Below are 16,270 nucleotides of genomic sequence, written 5' to 3' on the forward strand. Positions count from 1 at the left end.
TCCTTCGTCAGTCGAGCGGGGTGCGCGACGAGTCTAGGCGGTCGGGTCCCTGCCCTCGTCGAGGGCCTTCCAGATGTCGATGTTCTCGGTCGGGTGGTCGGCAGGAGCCCCGGCCGGGCCGGTGCTGTCGCCGCCGCGGGCGCCGGTCGGCGCGTCGTACCTCGACCCCATCTCGGGCCACGTGCGGACCAGGCGCAGGGCCAGGACCGTCGAGGCGAGGACGAGGAGCGCCGCGACGACCGCGAGCCAGTACCACCCGGTCAGCGAGGTGTCGTCGAGCGTGAGCCCGGTCCGGCGACGCACCTGCGCGACGAGGTGGTCGGGGAGGGTGAAGGGCGCCCACACGACGGTTGCGGCGTAGCCCACTCCAGCCAATACGGACAGTGCCGCGACGGCCCGGCGGAACCTCCCGCGCGTCACCAGCAGGACGCCCCAGCAGGCCAGCACGACGAAGGCCAGGGCCGTGGCGAGCGGCGACGTGGCCACGTCGCCCCACGTCATGCCCCAGTCCGGGGAACCCGTGCCGGGAGCCGACTCGGCTCCCGAGCCGTCGACCCAGGGCTTGCTGCCGGCCCACGCCCCCAGCGCGCCGGAGACGAGGCCCAAAGCGACGACGGGGCCGAACGTGCGCCGCCTCGACGCGGGTCGCACCTCGTCCTTGCTCCCGAGGTCAGCCATCGACCCGGTGGATCAGGTCGGCGTCGAAGCAGGTGTGGTCGCCGGTGTGGCAGGCGGCACCCACCTGGTCCACCACGAAGAGGAGCGTGTCGCCGTCGCAGTCGAGGCGGACCTCCTTGACCCACTGCACGTGGCCGGAGGTGTCGCCCTTGACCCAGTACTCGCGGCGCGAGCGCGACCAGTACGTCGCCCGCCCGGTGTCGATGGTGCGGGCGAGCGCCTCGTCGTCGACCCAGGCGAGCATCAGCACCTCGCCCGACCCGTGCTGCTGGACGACGACGGGGACGAGGCCCTCGGCCGTGTGCCGCAGGCGCGCGGTGATCGCCGGGTCGAGGGCGGAGTCGGGGTTCGTCATGGCTCCATGGTGTCAGCCTCGCGGGCGGCCCACGTCTCGGCACAACGCCGCGTCACGGGCCCGGGCGCGGGCAGGTCGCGGTCGTCCCAGCGGGCAATGGCCTGGACGTCGCGCGTCGTGGAGACGAGGAACGCCTCGCTCGCGCGTGCCCGGACCTCCGCCAGCGGCTCGTCGACCTCCGTGGCACCGCACCACTCGAGGACCAGCTCGCGGCTGATGCCGGCGAGGCAGCCCGACGCCAGGCTCGGCGTGCGCAGCTCACCGTCGACGACGTAGAACACGTTCGACCCCGTGCCCTCGCAGAGGTTGCCGGCCGTGTTGGCGAAGAGCGCCTCGGTCCCGCCGTGCCGGTGGGCGTGCGCCAGCGCGATCACGTTCTCGGCGTACGACGTGGTCTTGAGCCCCGCCGTCGCGCCGTTCTCGTTCCGGGTCCACGGGACGGTCACGACGGAGGTCTCGGGGGCCGCGTGGTCGATGGCGCTGTAGGCCACCACCAGCGTCGCCGGTCCCCCACCGCGTCCCGAGCCCATCGGGTGCGGTCCGGCGGTCCAGGTGATCCGCAGCCGACCCATCGGGTCGTCCTGCGCGCCGTCGAGCACGGCTCCGACCCCACGTCGTACGACGTCGAGGTCGGGCGCCGGCAGCCCCAGTCCGGACGCGCTCCGCTCGAGCCGGGCGAGGTGCCGGGTGAGCGCGAAGGGCACTCCGTCCAGCGTCTTCACCGCCTCGAAGACACCGTCGCCCACGGTGAAGCCGTGGTCGGTGACCGCGATCGCCCCCTGGGTCGGGTCGGCCAGCAGGTCACCGTCGATCCACGCGCGCATGGCGTCACTCTAGGGCTCCGGAGGTGTCTCCTGAGACGGGTGTGACACTCGGACGAGGGGGGCGATTTTGGCGCCTCGTCGGGCATGTACTACTGTTCCACTCGCACTCAGGGCCGGTGAAACGGCACAGGGATGCAGGCGGACATAGCTCAGTTGGTAGAGCGCAACCTTGCCAAGGTTGAGGTCGCGAGTTCGAGTCTCGTTGTCCGCTCGGAAGGTCTCCCCCGTACATTTCCGGAACCTCCACGGTGGGTTGGCCGAGAGGCGAGGCAACGGACTGCAAATCCGTCTACACGGGTTCAAATCCCGTACCCACCTCGCAGTCACAACTCAAGACCTGGGCGATTGGCGCAGCGGTAGCGCGCTTCCTTGACACGGAAGAGGTCACTGGTTCAAACCCAGTATCGCCCACCAAAGAACATGCAGGTCAGAGGCCCCTTCCGGGAAATCGGAAGGGGCCTCTTCCCGGTCCGGCGGAGCATCGGCGGAACATGACGCCCGTTTCGTTCGCCGCAGTTCRACACCTGAGCGGCGGTGCGTCGGCCGCGTCAGGGCGTGTGAAGGAACACGCCGTTGGGCTCGAAGTCGAACGTGTAGGTGTTGAACACGAACTTGTCGACCGCCGTCGTGGCTGCCGGCAAGCCTGAACCGAGGCCGAAGTAGACGCCGCTGCTGATCGCAGGCGGCGCGGGGTCACCGTCGGCGCTCCCGACCAGGTTCGCGGTCAGCTGGGTCAAGGTGCACCTCGTCGCCTGCGTACAACCAATCTGCGTCCCAGTAGCACCGGTTGCGAACCAACCAGGGTCAGCATGGATGTCCGAATGGGTCACCCATCCCGTGACACCGTCAGCCGGTTCGTAGATCACCGTGGTGAACTCGAAGACTCCGCCGACACTGCTGTCTGCGACCAGGTGCGGGTTGACCTCCAATCGAAGCGAAGGCCGGTCCGTCGGCGTGACATCCGGGTTGTACGAGGAGTAGCTCAGGTTGGTGATGCTCGCCAACGGGATCCCGGCGAAGTCAACCGAGTCCCCGAAGGCGGCCAGGTCGGAAGTGCCGGTCGTGACGAGCTTCAGGCTGCCGGTCCCCATGGGCACCGGCGCGGGGCCGGTCTGCAGGGTGCTCTGGCCGGCACCTTGCTGGTTGCGGATCACGGGCCCCCACAGCGTCTGGGGAAACGCGCCCGCTCCCGGCGTGCCAGCCGGTCCTTGCGGTCCTTGCGGTCCTTGCGGTCCAGCCGGGCCTTGTGCTCCCGTTTGGCCCCTCGCACCCGCCGGTCCCGCCGGTCCCGCCGGTCCGCCCTTGTTGATCTTGTCGTTTGCCTTCTTGCCTAGATCCTTCAGCTTCAGGGTGCCGTCCTTCACCTTCGAGCTGACCACCGAATTCTCAGCCAGGTCGACCTTCTTGACGGCCTTGTCCTTGATGTCTGCTGAGGTGATGAGCGAGGCGGCTACCGCACCGCTACCACCGGCAGCCAAGGCCAGGACGGCGGCGCTCGCGACTAACGCGACACCTCGTCCCTTGAAAACGTCAAAGTGCTTCACGGGGTCCTCCATCGTTGGGTACGCCCGGTCGATGCCAAGCACTTCGGGTGCGCACTACCCGCGCATCCCGGCGGGGTGTCATCCGAGACGGGAGTGGAAATTCACGACGCTAGTCACCCCGAGGGGTGACAAGATCACCCGGAGGGGGCGATGTGGGCCCAGACCCGGCACACGTGGCGCCCGACAACAAAGGTGTGTTGGCCTTCCCTGCGCCCACGCTTCGGTGGCAGTGACCTGTGCGGCGGCGACGTGTTCCGGCGGAACATCTGCCGCGAAAGCGGGGGCAATCGAGCGTCAAGCGGAGTAGGCCAATTCTGCCGCTGACCTGCGCGGACGCGGGGACCCGCAGGTAACGAAACCGGGGCGCCCTTCCTCGCCTAGGTGGCGGCAGTCTCGGTCTCCGCGTCAGCCTCCTCGACGCCAGCCGCGGCACGAGCCTCACCCAGGTCGGCGAGGAGGGAGTCCGCCACGACGAGGCCGCCTCCGAGCACGACCGCAGCGATCGGCACCGGCAGCCTCGTCCTCCGCAGAGCGGTCATGGCCGCCAGCATCACGGCCGACCACGACGCAACCGAGGTCGCGAAGGGCACGGTGGTGCGTTTCCACGGCTCTTCGGTGTCGGGGATGACGGTGAAGATCTGCAGGCCGGGCCTGTTCAGGAACCAGCCGCCGGCGAAACCTGCGAGGAGGATGGGCGAGCGCTTGGACGCATCACCTGCGAGGCAGGCAAGCGCTACACCGGTTCCCCGGACCACAGCCCCTGGTCGCACCTTCATCCGCCGCACCTCCGGTCCGATGGTCTCGCGCCGCTCCCCTTAGCACAACAGTCAGCTGCTCATCGGCCACCGGGAGGGCGTACGGCTCAGCGTGCGCCGTCGCCGGCGGGGATGCCGGCGTACAGCCGCTCGAGCATCAGGGTCACCGACGGGGCCCGACCCTTCGCCGGCGTCACGTCCTCGCTCGCAGCGGTGGTCAGCAGGCCCGCGATGTCGCGCACCTTCCGGTTGCTGTCGGCCGAGAACGCTCGCAGCAGCGCCCATGCCGTGTCCGCGTCGACGCTGTAGAGCTGCATGAGCACACCCTTGGCCTGCTCGATGACCGCCCGTTGCCCGACGAAGTCAGAGACCGCGGAGTCGAGCTCGACGTTCACCGCGTCCTCGCGCACGTCGGTGATGTCGATCAGGTGCCCGTTGACCACGGGCACCCCGTCGTCGTCCTCCAGGTGCCCTGCCGCCAGGACGACCCGCTCGGCCCGGGTCGCAGTCACCAGGCGATGCAGGAACGAGAACGGCTCCTGCTCCTCGACGACCGCTTCGCGTGACTCCCATGCCCTGTCGAGGTCGTCGGGATGGATGTGCCGCATCGCCAGGTCGGTGGTGGGTACGACCGAGCCCGGGTCGAACCCGTGGATGCGGAACATGTTGTCCGACCACCACCACTCGTCGGTCTTCGGCCGGTACGTGTACCGACCGACCAGGGCGGGACACGATGCCGTGAGCTCGCCGCCCGACCTCCGTCCGTTCACGAGGAAATGTTGCACCTGCCGACGGCGCTTCTCAAGAGGCAGATTTGCACCAGGTGCCTACAGGCGGCGCCGCGCCGGTGGAGCCGGCCAGGGGTCCTGGTCCGTCGCAGCCTCCACGGCCCAGGCGACGCCTCGCCGCGCGGCCACGATCACGATCACGGCCGCCCCCAGCGTCGCCAGCACGACCACCTCGTCCTGCGAACGTCCGGTGCCGTCGCTGACGACACCGACGATCCGTCTGAGACCGCTCCGACGGGAACGGCCGATGCCTGTCATGGTCCGCCTCTCCATCGCGCACACGGTGCACGGAGCCCACGCCCGGGTCGACGGTGGCCTCGCCGACGACGATGCTCTCCTGACCGCTGCCCGGCCCTCACCCTCCGAGGGTGAGCTTGACCGTCGTCGCCGCGCATGCCCGTGTCCGCGGGCAGCTCGCGGGTGGCCGGCGCGGTCGGTCGCCCACCACCCGAGCACCCTGGTCGAGCTGCTCACCCTCCTCGGGTGATGGCGCCGCACGTCGCTCTCACTAGCGTCCGCCTTGCCCCGGGACAGCGTCAGCGACACCCCTCGCACCCGGTCTTCCGGTGCGTGGGACACCGCTGAGGAAGGAAGAGCCATGGCCGGGGACTTCGGGGGACGGTGCCGCAGATGATCTACGCCGCTGCGGAGGTCGTCTTCTACGCTCTGGCTGCGGCGGCCAGCTTTCTCGTGCTGACCGCGACCCTGATCGTCGTTCGCAGCGGGCGCCCGCGCACGAACGGGATCGCGTTCCTGAGCGGCTTCGTGTTCGGGACCGTCGTCGCCTGCGGCATCGGCCTCGCCGTCGGCCAGGCAGCCGTCACCCGGTTCGACTCCCACGAGACGTTCAAGGCCGTGCTCACGCTGGGTCTCGGCCTGGCTCTGCTCGCGGTCGGCCTCCGGACCAGACGCACGGGGCCGGCAGGACCGGAGGCGCGGAGCAGTCGCGCGGCGGCGATCCTCGACGGGCTCAGCAATGTCGGTCCCGCGGCGTCCTCCTCCATGGCCGGACTCCTCGGTTTCGGAGGGCCCAAGCGGCTCCTGCTCACGTTCATCGCCATGGCCTCGGTCACCGACGCGGGGCTGCGCAACGTCGTCGACGCGACCCTCGTGGTGGTGTACATCGCCGTGTCCACCATGTCGGTATCGGTGCCGATCGGCATCGTGGTCGTCGCGGGCGATCGCGCCACGGCGATCCWCGCCCGCGGTCAGTCGTGGCTGAGCGCGCACTCCGCAGGACTTCGGACGTGGCTCGCCCTCCTGGTCGGCGGGGCTCTTTTCCTGGACGGGCTGTTGCGGCTCCTGCTCTGAGCCCGGGAGCTGCTGTTCATCCACCTCGGGTGAGGCGCCGCGGCGCGCGGTCGGCTGGTATCGGAGCCGGGCGCGGGCAGGAGGAGATCCATGGCGAGCCACGAGACCGGGTCGGGCCACGCGCAGGTGGCGGGTGAGCTGACCCGCGAGAGCTTCCGGCGGCCGTGGGCTGCCCAGCTCGGGGCCTACGTGATGACCGTCCTGGTCACGGTCCCCGCAGTGTGGATCTGCGACTGGGCGCTGCCGGGCTTCCACGCGGGCCCGCCGGGCGGGCCGCTCCTGTTCGCCGCGGTCCTGGCGCTCGTCGGGATCGTCCTGCAACCGGTCCTCGTGGGTGCGGCGGTCCGGCTCGGCTGGCTGGGAGTGCTCCTGCTCGCCTTCCTGGGGCAGGCCGTCGTCGTGATGGTCACGGCCCGGCTGTTGCCCATGGTCACCCTCGACGACTACTGGTCGGCCCTGGTCGTCGCCATCGTCATCGGACTGGTCGGGACGGTCCTGGGCTGGATCGGGAGCGCGGGGACCTCCCAGGTGCTGGTGGGACGGCTCGTGTCGGCCCATCGTCGTCGCGGGGTCGAGGTCGAGGACCCCGAGGTGGACGGCGTGCTGTTCGTCCAGATGGACGGGGTCCCGTTCCCGGTGCTCCAGATGGCAGTCTCGGCGGGCACGGTGCCGACGCTGACCCGGTGGATCCGGTCCGGCAGCCACACGATGGCGGAGTGGACTCCCAAGCTGCCCGCGACGACTCCGGCGAGCCAGATGGGCATCCTGCACGGAGTCATCGACGGGATACCTGCCTTCCGCTGGTACGACCGGGCGAGGGACAAGGTGATGGTGGCGAACAAGCCCGCCGACGCTGCCGTCATCGAGGCCGACCTGACCACCGGCCGGGGGCTGCTGGTCGACGACGGCGTCAGCATCAGCAACCTCTTCACCGGCGACGCACCCACAGCGGTGCTGACGATGAGTCGCCGTGCGCGGGGCGGGGAGCTCGCCCAGCGGGCGGTCGCCAACTTCGTGGTGAGTCCGTCCGGCCTGACCAGGGCGCTGTCCCGCTCGGTGTCCGAGCTGACCCGGGACCGTTTCCAGGCCAAGCGGGCGATCCGGCGCGACGTGCAACCACGGTGCGAGCGCACCTGGGAGACCGCGCTGCTGAGGGCGGTCACCAACGGCGCCCTGCGCGACCTCAACACCATCCTGGTGGCGCAGCACATGCTGCGCGGCACCCGGTCGATCTACGTCGACTACGTCGACTACGACGAGATCGCCCACCACGCCGGCGTGCTGCGCCCCGAGAGCCTGGAGGCACTCGAGGCGGTCGACGCCGTGCTCCACCAGCTCGAGCTCGTGGCGACGGCGGCGCCCCGGCGCTACCGCTTCGTGATCCTCTCCGACCACGGCCAGGCCCAGGGCGCCATCTTCGCCGACCGCTACGGCGAGGACCTCGCTGCGCTGGTGGCGCGCCTCGCGGACAGCGAGGTGGCCGCGTCCGACGACAGCGTCGAGGGCTGGGGCCGGACGCAGGCCCTCGTCGACGAGCTGGCCTCCGCGGGCAACGTGAGCGGACGCGGGATGACCAGCGCCTCCCGGGCGATGGACAAGAGCAGCCGCAACCAGCCCGAGCAGGTGACCCCCGGAGACGGCTCCACCCGGTCCGCAGATCGGGGTGCCACCGGCGCTGAGACCTTCCACGTCTTCGGCTCCGGCAACCTGGGGCTCATCTACGTGAAGGGCGAGAAGGCCCGCCTGGACCGCGCCGAGCTCCACCGGCGCTTCCCCCAACTCGTCGACGGGCTGGCCCTGCACCCCGGCGTGGGCTTCGTGGTCGTCATGGACCGGGACGGACCGATCGCACTCGGCAACCGCGGCTCGCACCGGCTCGACGACGGCCACATCGAGGGCGAGGACCCTCTTGCACCGTTCGGGATCCACGCCCCGGAGTTCGTCGCGCGCGTCGCCCACCGCCCCGAGGCCCCCGACATCTACGTCAACAGCCTCGTCGACCCGGGCACCGAGGAGGTCGCTGCCTTCGAGGGCCTCGTGGGTTGCCACGGCGGGCTGGGGGGATGRCAGGACCGGGCCATGGTCGTCGTGCCAGCCGACCTGCCGTTCCCGACCGACCGGATCATCGGCGCTGACGCCATGCACGTGGCGCTGTGCGAGATGCTGCGCCACTGCGGGCACCGCGAGGGCATCGCGTACGACGGCGCTGCACCCGTCCGCACCACCGAGCCCTGACCGGCTGCCGCCCCGTCGGACGTGCGTCACCCCCCGTGGGTGACCCCCGCGGGAGCGCCCGTTCCTATCGTGACCACATGCCGTTGGTTCCCGCGGACAGCCCTCGCACCGCCGACGACGTCGGCGGTGCCACCGCGGGTGCGTTGCCGCGCTCGATCGTCATCCTGCTCGGGATCGCCGGCGTCGTCGCGATGGGCGTCGGCATCAAGGCGGCTTCCGGGATCGTCGCGCCGGCGGTGCTGGCCCTCGTGCTCACGATCGCGGTCCTGCCCGTCGGCCGGTGGGCGCGCCGTCACCGCTGGCCGGGCTGGCTGGCGACGCTCGCCGCCCTCGTTGCTGCCTACCTGATCCTTCTCGTCATGGTCGCGGGCCTCGTCGTCTGCCTCATCAAGTTCGCGGACCTGCTCCCCACCTACGCCGCGGAGACCAAGAACCTCACCGGGGACGTCGAGGACGGCCTGGCGCAGGTCGGCCTGAGCACGAGCGCGACGAGCGATGCCCTGTCGAAGGTGGACCTGTCGAAGCTCGCGGGATTCCTGGGCGACCTGATCTCGCGCATCCTCGGAGCGGTCGGCGACCTGTTCTTCCTGGTCACGCTGATGTTCTTCTTCGTGGTCGCCGTTCCCGGCTTCGCGCCGCGCGTCGCGGCCCTGCGAGGCACCAAGCCCCGGCTGACCGCCGCGCTGGGGAAGTTCGTCCGGGGCTCGCAGACCTACTTGGTCATGACCGCCCTGTTCGGCGCCATCGTCGGCGTGCTCGACGCGGGAGCGTTGTGGTTCCTGGGCGTCCCGCTGCCGCTGGTCTGGGGCTTCTTCTCGTTCCTCACGAACTTCATCCCCAACATCGGCTTCGTGATCGGCGTGATCCCGCCGGCCTTCCTAGCGCTGCTCGACGGCGGCTGGGAGGCCATGCTGTGGGTGATCGTGGCCTACTCGCTGCTCAACGTCACGATCCAGACGTTCATCCAGCCGCGCATCGTCGGGAACTCGGTCGGCCTGAGCGCCGAGATCACCTTCATCTCGCTCGTCGTCTGGACGTTCCTGCTCGGCGCGCTCGGTGCGCTTCTCGCCGTGCCCATGACGCTGCTCCTGCGGGCGATCTTCCTCGACGCCGACGACCGCGCGTCCTGGGTGGCCCCGCTGATCGATGCGCAGGTCGCGGACGAGAAACCCGAGGCCGAACCACAACCTGACGGCTGACACCTCCCCGGCGTCACGACCTACGTGCGCTTCGGCACCGTCACGCTCGAGCGCGAGACCGCGGCCTGCACGAGGTCGGTGCCGGCGTAGCGCACGACCACGGGCTTCGTGCCCGGCCGGACGTCACGTACGACGAGGCGCGTCCTGCCGTCGACGAGCTGGCCCTCGACCGTCCGTCCACCGACGCTGACGGTGATCGCACCCGTCGGCTTCGGCGCTCCCACGGCCTTGACGCGGATGTCGACGGCCACGCGTCCGCGCTTGGCCTCGGACCGGACCCGCATCTCAGGGACGGTCGTGACGGGGGATGCGACGGTGAGGGTCTCGGTCGTGTTCCGGAAGTTGCGCCGGTTCCACGTGACCTCGACGGACAGGCCGTGGCCCATGTCCCCCCGACGGACCGTGTAGGTGGGGTGCGTGGCCTTGGCGATGCGGCGGCCGTCGCGGATCCACTGGTAGCTGGCCGTCGCGCCGCTCTGCCGGACGCGGCCGGGCTTCACGACGAGGCGGCTCGCCACCTGGGCCGCGCCCTTGATCCGGGACGGGAGGACGAGCGTGACCGGCTTGGCGAGGACGGGCGCGGTCTCCGGCGCGGTCGACCTCGACTTCTTGTAGCCCTTGGCGCTGGCGATGACGCGGGCGCTGATCTTCTTGCCGATCTGGTCGCGGCTGAGGGTCAGCGTCGACCCGGTCGCCCCGGACAGGGGGGCGCCGTCGGCGTACCACTGGGTCTTGGCCTTCGTGGGCTGCGGCGCCCAGGCCGTCGGGGTGAGCGTGAGGGTCGTGCCCACCTCCGGGGCACCCTGGATCGCCGGCAGCTGGGCCTTCTGGAAGGTTCCGGGGGCGACGGGCGCCGTGGCGAGCGCCGCCTCGCCCGGGGTGTAGCCGCTCAGCTGGGCGGTCACCTCGGCGGTCAGGGCCTTGCCCTTGACGTCGGGCGTGGGCACGTAGTTGGCGCCGGTGGCCCCGGGGATCTCGGCACCGTCGGCGAGCCAGCGGTACGTGATGCTGGTGGGCGCCGGGGTCCACGCACCCGCTGCCACCTCCAACGGCGCGCCGACCATGGGCGACCCGGCGATGGTGGGGGGTGACGTGGGCTGGACCACGCGGTCGTTGAAGTGGATGAACCCGCTCGGCCAGCCACCGCCGGTCTTGGTGATGCGGCGCCAGTAGAAGTCGCCGCCCCAGTAGTCCTCCGACACGATGATCTCCGTGTCGGACACGACCTGCTCGACGTAGGCGACGTGGCCGGCAGAGCCCGCCGGCGTCACGTTCGGCCTGTACCAGGCGATGGACCCCACCGTGGGGACCTGGTCGGTGATCGATGCCATCGCCACGCCCCAGTTCGAGGCGTTGCCGCTCCCCTGCCACGGCCGGACGTCCGGCATGCCCGACTGGATCAGGCGGTACGCGACGTAGTTGGTGCAGTTGTGCCCGGCGAACATGCGCCAGTACATCGTCGCGGACGCCTGCCGGTAGCCGCCGTTGCCGTAGCCGGCGGCCTCACAGCCCTGGTAGCCGGTGCACAGGTAGGTCGAGGACGCGAGGCTCATCCGACCCGCGGTGGTCGGCATGACGAGCACCAGGAGGACGAGCACCCCGGTGAGCAGCTTCGCCGTGCCGACGGCACGTCGTACGGCACCTCGGAGGGGGGCCGATCGGCGCTGTGACGCATGGGGTTCGTGTGACTGCTGGTGCACGAGAAGCGATCGTATGGGGGAAAAGTCAAGCCCGCCACGCCGATGGACGAACATCAATCATGTAATTCTGCTTCGCCCCGTGAAACGCGTGAGTAGCGTCACCCTGCGACCGCTCGACCCCGCCCCAGGGGTGAGCCGATGTATCAAGGCGGTCCTGACGAGCACCTCCCGAGCAGACCGAGTGCGTGGGGCCTCGGTCGAGGCCCTGCCGGCTCGTGCTGTGAGGCGACGCCGGCAGGGCCGCTCCCTCCCGGGCGAGCAGGAGCGGGCGACCACACCCCCGTGCCGGTCGCCCGCTGCGCTCACCCCTCCGGAGTCATTCCTCCGGGAGACCGTGGCCACGCGCGGCGTAGAGCTCGAGCACCTTCTCGCGCGGGATGACGCCGCAGCGGTCCGCCCAGGACTGCCACGCGTCGATGAGGGTCGCCACCAGGTCCGGGTGCGCCGACGACAGGTCGTCCAGCTCGGTGCGGTCGGCCTCGATGTCGTAGAGCTCCCACGGGCCGCGGTGCTTCCGGACCAGCTTCCAGCGGCCACGGCGTACGGCGCAGTTGCCCTCGTGCTCCCAGAAGAGGTCGCGCTCGCCGGCGTCGGGCTCGCCGCGGAGCGCGGACAGCAGGCTCACGCCCTCCACGGCCGGCACGTCGTGCCCGTCGCGCTGCGTCGGGTAGCAGGCACGGGCCGCGTCGGCGATGGTGGGCAGCACGTCGACGAGCTGGCTCGGGACCCGGCACAGCGAGCCGTCGGTCGGCAGCCCCGCCGGCCAGTGCGCGATGAAGGGGGTGGAGATCCCGCCCTCGTGCACCCAGTGCTTGTACTCGCGGAACGGCGTGTTGGAGAGGTTGGCCCACGACCGGCCGTAGGACATGTACGTCGACTCGGGCCCGGGACGGAGCGACGGGTCGTTGCCCGGCACCACCGGGTCGCCCTCGCGCGTCGTCTCCTGCAGCGGCACGAAGGCGGTCACGAACTCGCGGGCCCCCTCCCCCGGCGGCATCTCCTCGGCGCACCCGCCGTTGTCGGAGAGGAACACCACGAGCGTGTTGTCGAGTCGGCCGGTGGCCTCGAGCTGGTCGAGGACCCGCCCGATCCCCTGGTCCATCCGGTCGACCTGGGCGGCGTACGTCGCCATGCGGGAGGCCTCCCACTCGCGGTCGACGACCTCCTCCCACGCCGGGACGCGCTCGTCGCGCGGCGTGAGCGGCCACGTCGCGTCGATGATCCCCTCCTTGACGAGCCGCTCCAGACGCTCCTCGCGCAGCTGGTCCCAGCCCGCGTCGAAGCGACCGGCATAGGAGGCGATGTCCTCCTCGTGGGCGTGCAGCGGCCAGTGCGGCGCGGTGTAGGACAGGAAGAGGAAGAACGGGTCGTCACCCCGCTCCTCCTCGTGCTCGGCGAGGAACTGCACCGCGGTGTCGGAGATCGCGTCGGTGTAGAACCAGCCGCTCTCCTCCGCCTCGTGCTCGATGTTGGTCTCCTGCCGCACGAGGGTGCGCGGGCGGTAGAACGATCCGGCCCCCTCGAGCGTCCCGAAGAACCGGTCGAAGCCGCGCCGGGTGGGCCACGCCGGGTTGGGGTTGTCCATGTCGACGGCGAGGTGCCACTTGCCCGACAGGTAGGTGGCGTAGCCGGCGTCGCGGCACACCTCGGCCACGGTGGCGCACTCCTCGCTGAGGTTGCCCGGGTAACCGTCGGGGGCGTCGTCGAAGTTGAGGATGCCGATCCCCACCTGGTGCGGGTGCAGCCCGGTCATCAGCGACGCACGCGACGGGCTGCAGCGGGCGGTGTTGTAGAACTGCGTCATCCGGACCCCGCCCGCGGCCAGGCGGTCCAGTGACGGCGTGCTGATCTCACCGCCGTAGGAGGCGATGTCGGAGAAGCCCATGTCGTCGGCCAGGACCAGCAGGACGTCGGGGCGGGCGTCGGTTGCCGTCATCGCGGCGACCCCGCACCGGTGAGCGCCGGGTCGGGCGTGGCGTCGTACGCGCTCGCGTCACGCAGGTCGCGGCGGTGGGTCTCGGGCAGGAAGAGCACCGAGACGAGCGAGATCGCGGCCATCGCCATCACGTAGACCGCCACCGGCCACACCGAGCCGCTCCACGCGCTCACCAGCGAGGTGCCGATGAGCGGTGCGACGGCGCCGGTCGGGATGACGCCGATCTGGTAGACCGCGCTCATGCCGGAGTAGCGCACGCGGGTGGGGAACACCTCGGCGAACATCGCGCCCTCGGGGCCGAACATGATGCAGGCGGCCAGGCCCCAGCCGACGACGACGCCGAGGGTGATCAGCACGGCGTTCTCGGTGTTGACCAGCGCGAAGATCGGCACGGCGCTGACCAGGGCGAGCCCGGCGCCGGTCGCGAAGACCGGGCGCCGGCCGAAGCGGTCCGAGAGGCGGCCGGCGACCAGGATCGCGACGAAGCCGACGACGGAGGCGACCAGCAGGGCGTCGAGCACCACCGACGCGGCGAGACCGAGCACGGTGACGGTGTAGGTGACGAGGAAGGCGTTGTAGATGTTGAACGTGACGCTCTCGCTCACCCGGGCGCCCATCGCCAGCAGGGTGACCTTGGGGTACTTGCGGAACACCTCGACCAGCGGGAGCGCGGCGGTGGCGTCGGCCTCCTCGATCTCCTTGAACGCCGGCGGCTCGTCGATCCTGAGCCGGATCACCAGGCCGACCGCGACCAGGACGATCGAGACGAGGAAGGGCACGCGCCAGCCCCACGACTGGAACGCCTCCTCGGGCAGCTGGGTCACCACGGTCACCGCGAGGGTGGAGGTCAGCAGGCCGATCGGCACGCCGAGCTGGGGCCACGACGAGAACCAGCCGCGGCGGTCGTCGGGTGCGTGCTCGACGCACAGCAGGACGGCACCGCCCCACTCGCCGCCCAGGCCGATGCCCTGCAGCATCCGCAGGAGGAGCAGCAGCATGGGCGCCCAGACGCCGATGCTGGCGTAGGTGGGCAGCAGGCCCATGGCGAAGGTCGACAGGCCCATGATCAGCATGGTCAGCACGAGCATCTTCTTGCGCCCGACGCGGTCGCCGAAGTGGCCGAAGATGAAACCGCCGAGCGGCCGCGTGACGAAGCCGGCGGCGAAGGTCGCGAAGGCGATCATGGTGCCGACCAGCGGGTCGAAGGTCGGGAAGAACTGGCTGTTGAAGACCAGCGCGGCCATCGTCCCGTAGAGGAAGAAGTCGTACCACTCGACGACCGAGCCCAGCAGGCTCGCGCCCGCCACCCGTCGGATCTCGGCCTCGTCCCGGACGGAGTCCGGTCCGGCGGTTGCCGTCGTGCCCGGCTGCGACATGTCATCTCCTTGCGCTATGTCCCGATGAATGGGACAGTGCTCCCCGTAATGGGACACCGCGGACAGTGTTCGGGTGCCTCACGGCACGTGTCAAGGAGTGCCTGCCATCCCCTGCCACTGACCGAGGAGTGCCTGCGTGGACCTGTCACCCGTCCCGGCGAGTCGTGTGGAGGAGCGCGGGACGCTGCGTCGCGCGGTCGCCGTCCTCGACCTCCTCGCCGCCGACACCGCCCCGCCGAGCGTGCGCGCCATCGCCGAGCGGACCGGGCTGTCCAAGTCGGCCGTCCAGCGGATCCTGGTCGAGCTCGAGTCCGTGGACCTCGCGGTGCGGGACCCGGCGACCAGGCGCTACCGCCTCGGTCCGCGCACCCTCGCGCTCGGATCGGCGTACCAGCGCGGGCTCAGCCTCCACGCCGCCGCGATCGGGCCGATGACCGACCTCGCCGCCGAGGTGGGCGAGACGGTGGGCCTGTCCGTGGGGCACGGCGACCGGCTGATCCACGTCGAGCAGGTGGAGCCCGAGCGCCGGCTCAGTGCGCGGTTCAGCGTCGGGCGCCCGCTGCCGCTGTGGTTCGGCGCGCCGGCCCGCCTGCTCCTCGCCGCACGCCCCGCAGAGGAGATCCTGCGCGTCCTCGACGACCGCGAGCACACCGACATCGACCCGGTGAACCCACCCGCGGCGGACGAGCTGCGCCGCGAGGTCGAGGAGGTACGTCGGACCGGCCACGCGCGCGCGTTCGAGGAGACCATCGAGGGGGTGCACACCATGTCGGTGGTCGTGCGTGGCGCCGACGGCGCGCTGGCCGCGGTGCTGTCCGTCACCGCTCCCGCGGAGCGGCTGCCCGCCAGCAGGATGGACGAGCTGCTGCCCCAGCTCCAGGACGCAGCGGCCCGGATCTCCGGGCGCCTCGGCCACCGGGCGTCCTGACGAGGGCTGGGCGAGGGCTAGAACTCGTAGCCGAACTCACGGATGGTCCGCTCGAAGCGGGCCGCCACGATCTCGGCGTCACCGGGGCCGTAGAGCTCGCGGTAGTGCGGGCCGCTCCCCTGCTTCGCGTGCGGCAGGTCGAGCTCGATGCCGAGGCGGGCGGAGACGTCCGCGACCGCGTCCGGCAGCTCCTCGTAGCGGTAGACCCGGTCGACGACGACGCGGCCGTCGAGCCGGTAGAGGCGCTCGTTGAGCGCGAGCCGCTCCATCCGCTTCGGGGTCCGGACGAACTCCGCGAACGTCTTGGTGAAGGTGGGCTTGCGGGCGCTGTAGCGGTAGGACGAGGCGACCACGTCGAAGGGGTTCCGCTCGACCGCGAAGGTGAAGTAGGCGTCCCAGGTGTCCCGCCCGATCACCTCGATGACGCGCCGGGCTCCCATGTGGGCGTACGAGCTGGGCTCGGTGTCGTCGTTCTGGGGTCCGACTCCCCCGGCGGCGGCGCGCAGCTCCTCGTCCTCGGGACTGATCCGGGTGACGACGTCGGTCGGCCCGCAGTGGCGCGACAGCGCGATCTCGAGGCTGGTTCCGGCGGTCTTGCGGGTCTTGACGAAGACGAAGCGGTGGTGGTGCGAGGCGATCAC

At 70.8% G+C, this 16,270-nt stretch carries 15 protein-coding genes and 3 tRNA genes; 7 read left to right on the forward strand and 11 right to left on the reverse strand.

Annotation, left to right across the window (positions count from 1 at the left end):
• Positions 1 to 33 precede the first annotated feature (33 nt).
• The 3 genes from ACXJKB_RS16360 to ACXJKB_RS16370 are packed head-to-tail and all read right to left on the reverse strand — an operon-like array spanning position 34 to position 1,857.
• Positions 34 to 678: a Trp biosynthesis-associated membrane protein gene (locus ACXJKB_RS16360; RefSeq protein WP_457190182.1), complete on the reverse strand. Its 645-nt coding sequence runs from the start codon at positions 676 to 678 to the stop codon at positions 34 to 36.
• Positions 671 to 1,033 carry a phosphoribosyl-AMP cyclohydrolase gene (gene hisI / locus ACXJKB_RS16365; protein ID WP_457190184.1) on the reverse strand — a complete coding sequence of 121 codons (363 nt, stop codon included), beginning with the start codon at positions 1,031 to 1,033 and terminating at the stop codon, positions 671 to 673. Before hisI ends, ACXJKB_RS16360 begins: the two co-directional genes overlap by 8 nt.
• On the reverse strand, positions 1,030 to 1,857 hold the full coding sequence (locus tag ACXJKB_RS16370; RefSeq protein WP_457190186.1) for an aminotransferase class IV: 828 nt from the start codon (positions 1,855 to 1,857) through the stop codon (positions 1,030 to 1,032). The genes hisI and ACXJKB_RS16370 overlap by 4 nt, the downstream gene beginning before the upstream one ends.
• Before the next feature lie 138 nt (positions 1,858 to 1,995).
• Between ACXJKB_RS16370 and ACXJKB_RS16375 the strand changes: the two genes are divergently transcribed.
• From ACXJKB_RS16375 to ACXJKB_RS16385, 3 genes are all read left to right on the forward strand, one after another.
• Positions 1,996 to 2,068: transfer RNA gene (locus ACXJKB_RS16375), tRNA-Gly, on the forward strand.
• Between the two features lie 36 nt (positions 2,069 to 2,104).
• Positions 2,105 to 2,175: transfer RNA gene (locus ACXJKB_RS16380), tRNA-Cys, on the forward strand.
• A 21-nt stretch (positions 2,176 to 2,196) separates the two neighbouring features.
• Positions 2,197 to 2,271, forward strand: a tRNA-Val gene (locus tag ACXJKB_RS16385).
• 134 nt (positions 2,272 to 2,405) lie between these two features.
• Here the strand turns inward: ACXJKB_RS16385 and ACXJKB_RS16390 are convergent.
• The 4 genes from ACXJKB_RS16390 to ACXJKB_RS16405 all read right to left on the reverse strand — a co-directional run bounded on the left by ACXJKB_RS16390 (position 2,406) and on the right by ACXJKB_RS16405 (position 5,202).
• Complete coding sequence (locus ACXJKB_RS16390) at positions 2,406 to 3,401, reverse strand: hypothetical protein (RefSeq protein WP_457190188.1); 996 nt, start codon at positions 3,399 to 3,401, stop codon at positions 2,406 to 2,408.
• Positions 3,402 to 3,778: 377 nt separating this feature from the next.
• Positions 3,779 to 4,177: a hypothetical protein gene (locus tag ACXJKB_RS16395; RefSeq protein WP_457190190.1), complete on the reverse strand. Its 399-nt coding sequence runs from the start codon at positions 4,175 to 4,177 to the stop codon at positions 3,779 to 3,781.
• 86 nt (positions 4,178 to 4,263) lie between these two features.
• Positions 4,264 to 4,926 carry a PAS and ANTAR domain-containing protein gene (locus ACXJKB_RS16400; protein WP_457190192.1) on the reverse strand — a complete coding sequence of 221 codons (663 nt, stop codon included), beginning with the start codon at positions 4,924 to 4,926 and terminating at the stop codon, positions 4,264 to 4,266.
• Positions 4,927 to 4,983: 57 nt separating this feature from the next.
• Positions 4,984 to 5,202 carry a hypothetical protein gene (locus ACXJKB_RS16405; RefSeq protein ID WP_457190194.1) on the reverse strand — a complete coding sequence of 73 codons (219 nt, stop codon included), beginning with the start codon at positions 5,200 to 5,202 and terminating at the stop codon, positions 4,984 to 4,986.
• Positions 5,203 to 5,574: 372 nt separating this feature from the next.
• On the opposite strand from ACXJKB_RS16405, the gene ACXJKB_RS16410 reads away from it, so the two are divergent.
• The 3 genes from ACXJKB_RS16410 to ACXJKB_RS16420 all read left to right on the forward strand — a co-directional run bounded on the left by ACXJKB_RS16410 (position 5,575) and on the right by ACXJKB_RS16420 (position 9,689).
• Complete coding sequence (locus ACXJKB_RS16410) at positions 5,575 to 6,255, forward strand: GAP family protein (protein WP_457190196.1); 681 nt, start codon at positions 5,575 to 5,577, stop codon at positions 6,253 to 6,255.
• Positions 6,256 to 6,345: 90 nt separating this feature from the next.
• Complete coding sequence (locus ACXJKB_RS16415) at positions 6,346 to 8,490, forward strand: phage holin family protein (RefSeq protein WP_457190198.1); 2,145 nt, start codon at positions 6,346 to 6,348, stop codon at positions 8,488 to 8,490.
• Between the two features lie 77 nt (positions 8,491 to 8,567).
• Positions 8,568 to 9,689, forward strand: coding sequence for an AI-2E family transporter (locus tag ACXJKB_RS16420; protein WP_457190200.1), 1,122 nt, complete (start codon positions 8,568 to 8,570; stop codon positions 9,687 to 9,689).
• Between the two features lie 20 nt (positions 9,690 to 9,709).
• Here the strand turns inward: ACXJKB_RS16420 and ACXJKB_RS16425 are convergent, their stop codons facing one another.
• The 3 genes from ACXJKB_RS16425 to ACXJKB_RS16435 all read right to left on the reverse strand — a co-directional run bounded on the left by ACXJKB_RS16425 (position 9,710) and on the right by ACXJKB_RS16435 (position 14,701).
• Positions 9,710 to 11,389 carry a CHAP domain-containing protein gene (locus ACXJKB_RS16425; RefSeq protein WP_457190202.1) on the reverse strand — a complete coding sequence of 560 codons (1,680 nt, stop codon included), beginning with the start codon at positions 11,387 to 11,389 and terminating at the stop codon, positions 9,710 to 9,712.
• 316 nt (positions 11,390 to 11,705) lie between these two features.
• Entirely contained in the window at positions 11,706 to 13,325 is a 1,620-nt protein-coding gene (locus ACXJKB_RS16430; protein ID WP_457190204.1) for an arylsulfatase, read from the reverse strand.
• Entirely contained in the window at positions 13,322 to 14,701 is a 1,380-nt protein-coding gene (locus ACXJKB_RS16435; RefSeq protein WP_457190206.1) for an MFS transporter, read from the reverse strand. Before ACXJKB_RS16435 ends, ACXJKB_RS16430 begins: the two co-directional genes overlap by 4 nt.
• A gap of 136 nt (positions 14,702 to 14,837) precedes the next feature.
• Between ACXJKB_RS16435 and ACXJKB_RS16440 the strand changes: the two genes are divergently transcribed.
• A complete protein-coding gene (locus tag ACXJKB_RS16440; protein ID WP_457190208.1) occupies positions 14,838 to 15,629 on the forward strand; it encodes an IclR family transcriptional regulator in 792 nt (263 codons plus the stop codon).
• Positions 15,630 to 15,646: 17 nt separating this feature from the next.
• Here the strand turns inward: ACXJKB_RS16440 and ACXJKB_RS16445 are convergent, their stop codons facing one another.
• Positions 15,647 to 16,270: a hypothetical protein gene (locus ACXJKB_RS16445; protein ID WP_457190210.1), complete on the reverse strand. Its 624-nt coding sequence runs from the start codon at positions 16,268 to 16,270 to the stop codon at positions 15,647 to 15,649.

It is taken from the genome of Nocardioides sp. P5_E3 (assembly GCF_054049275.1).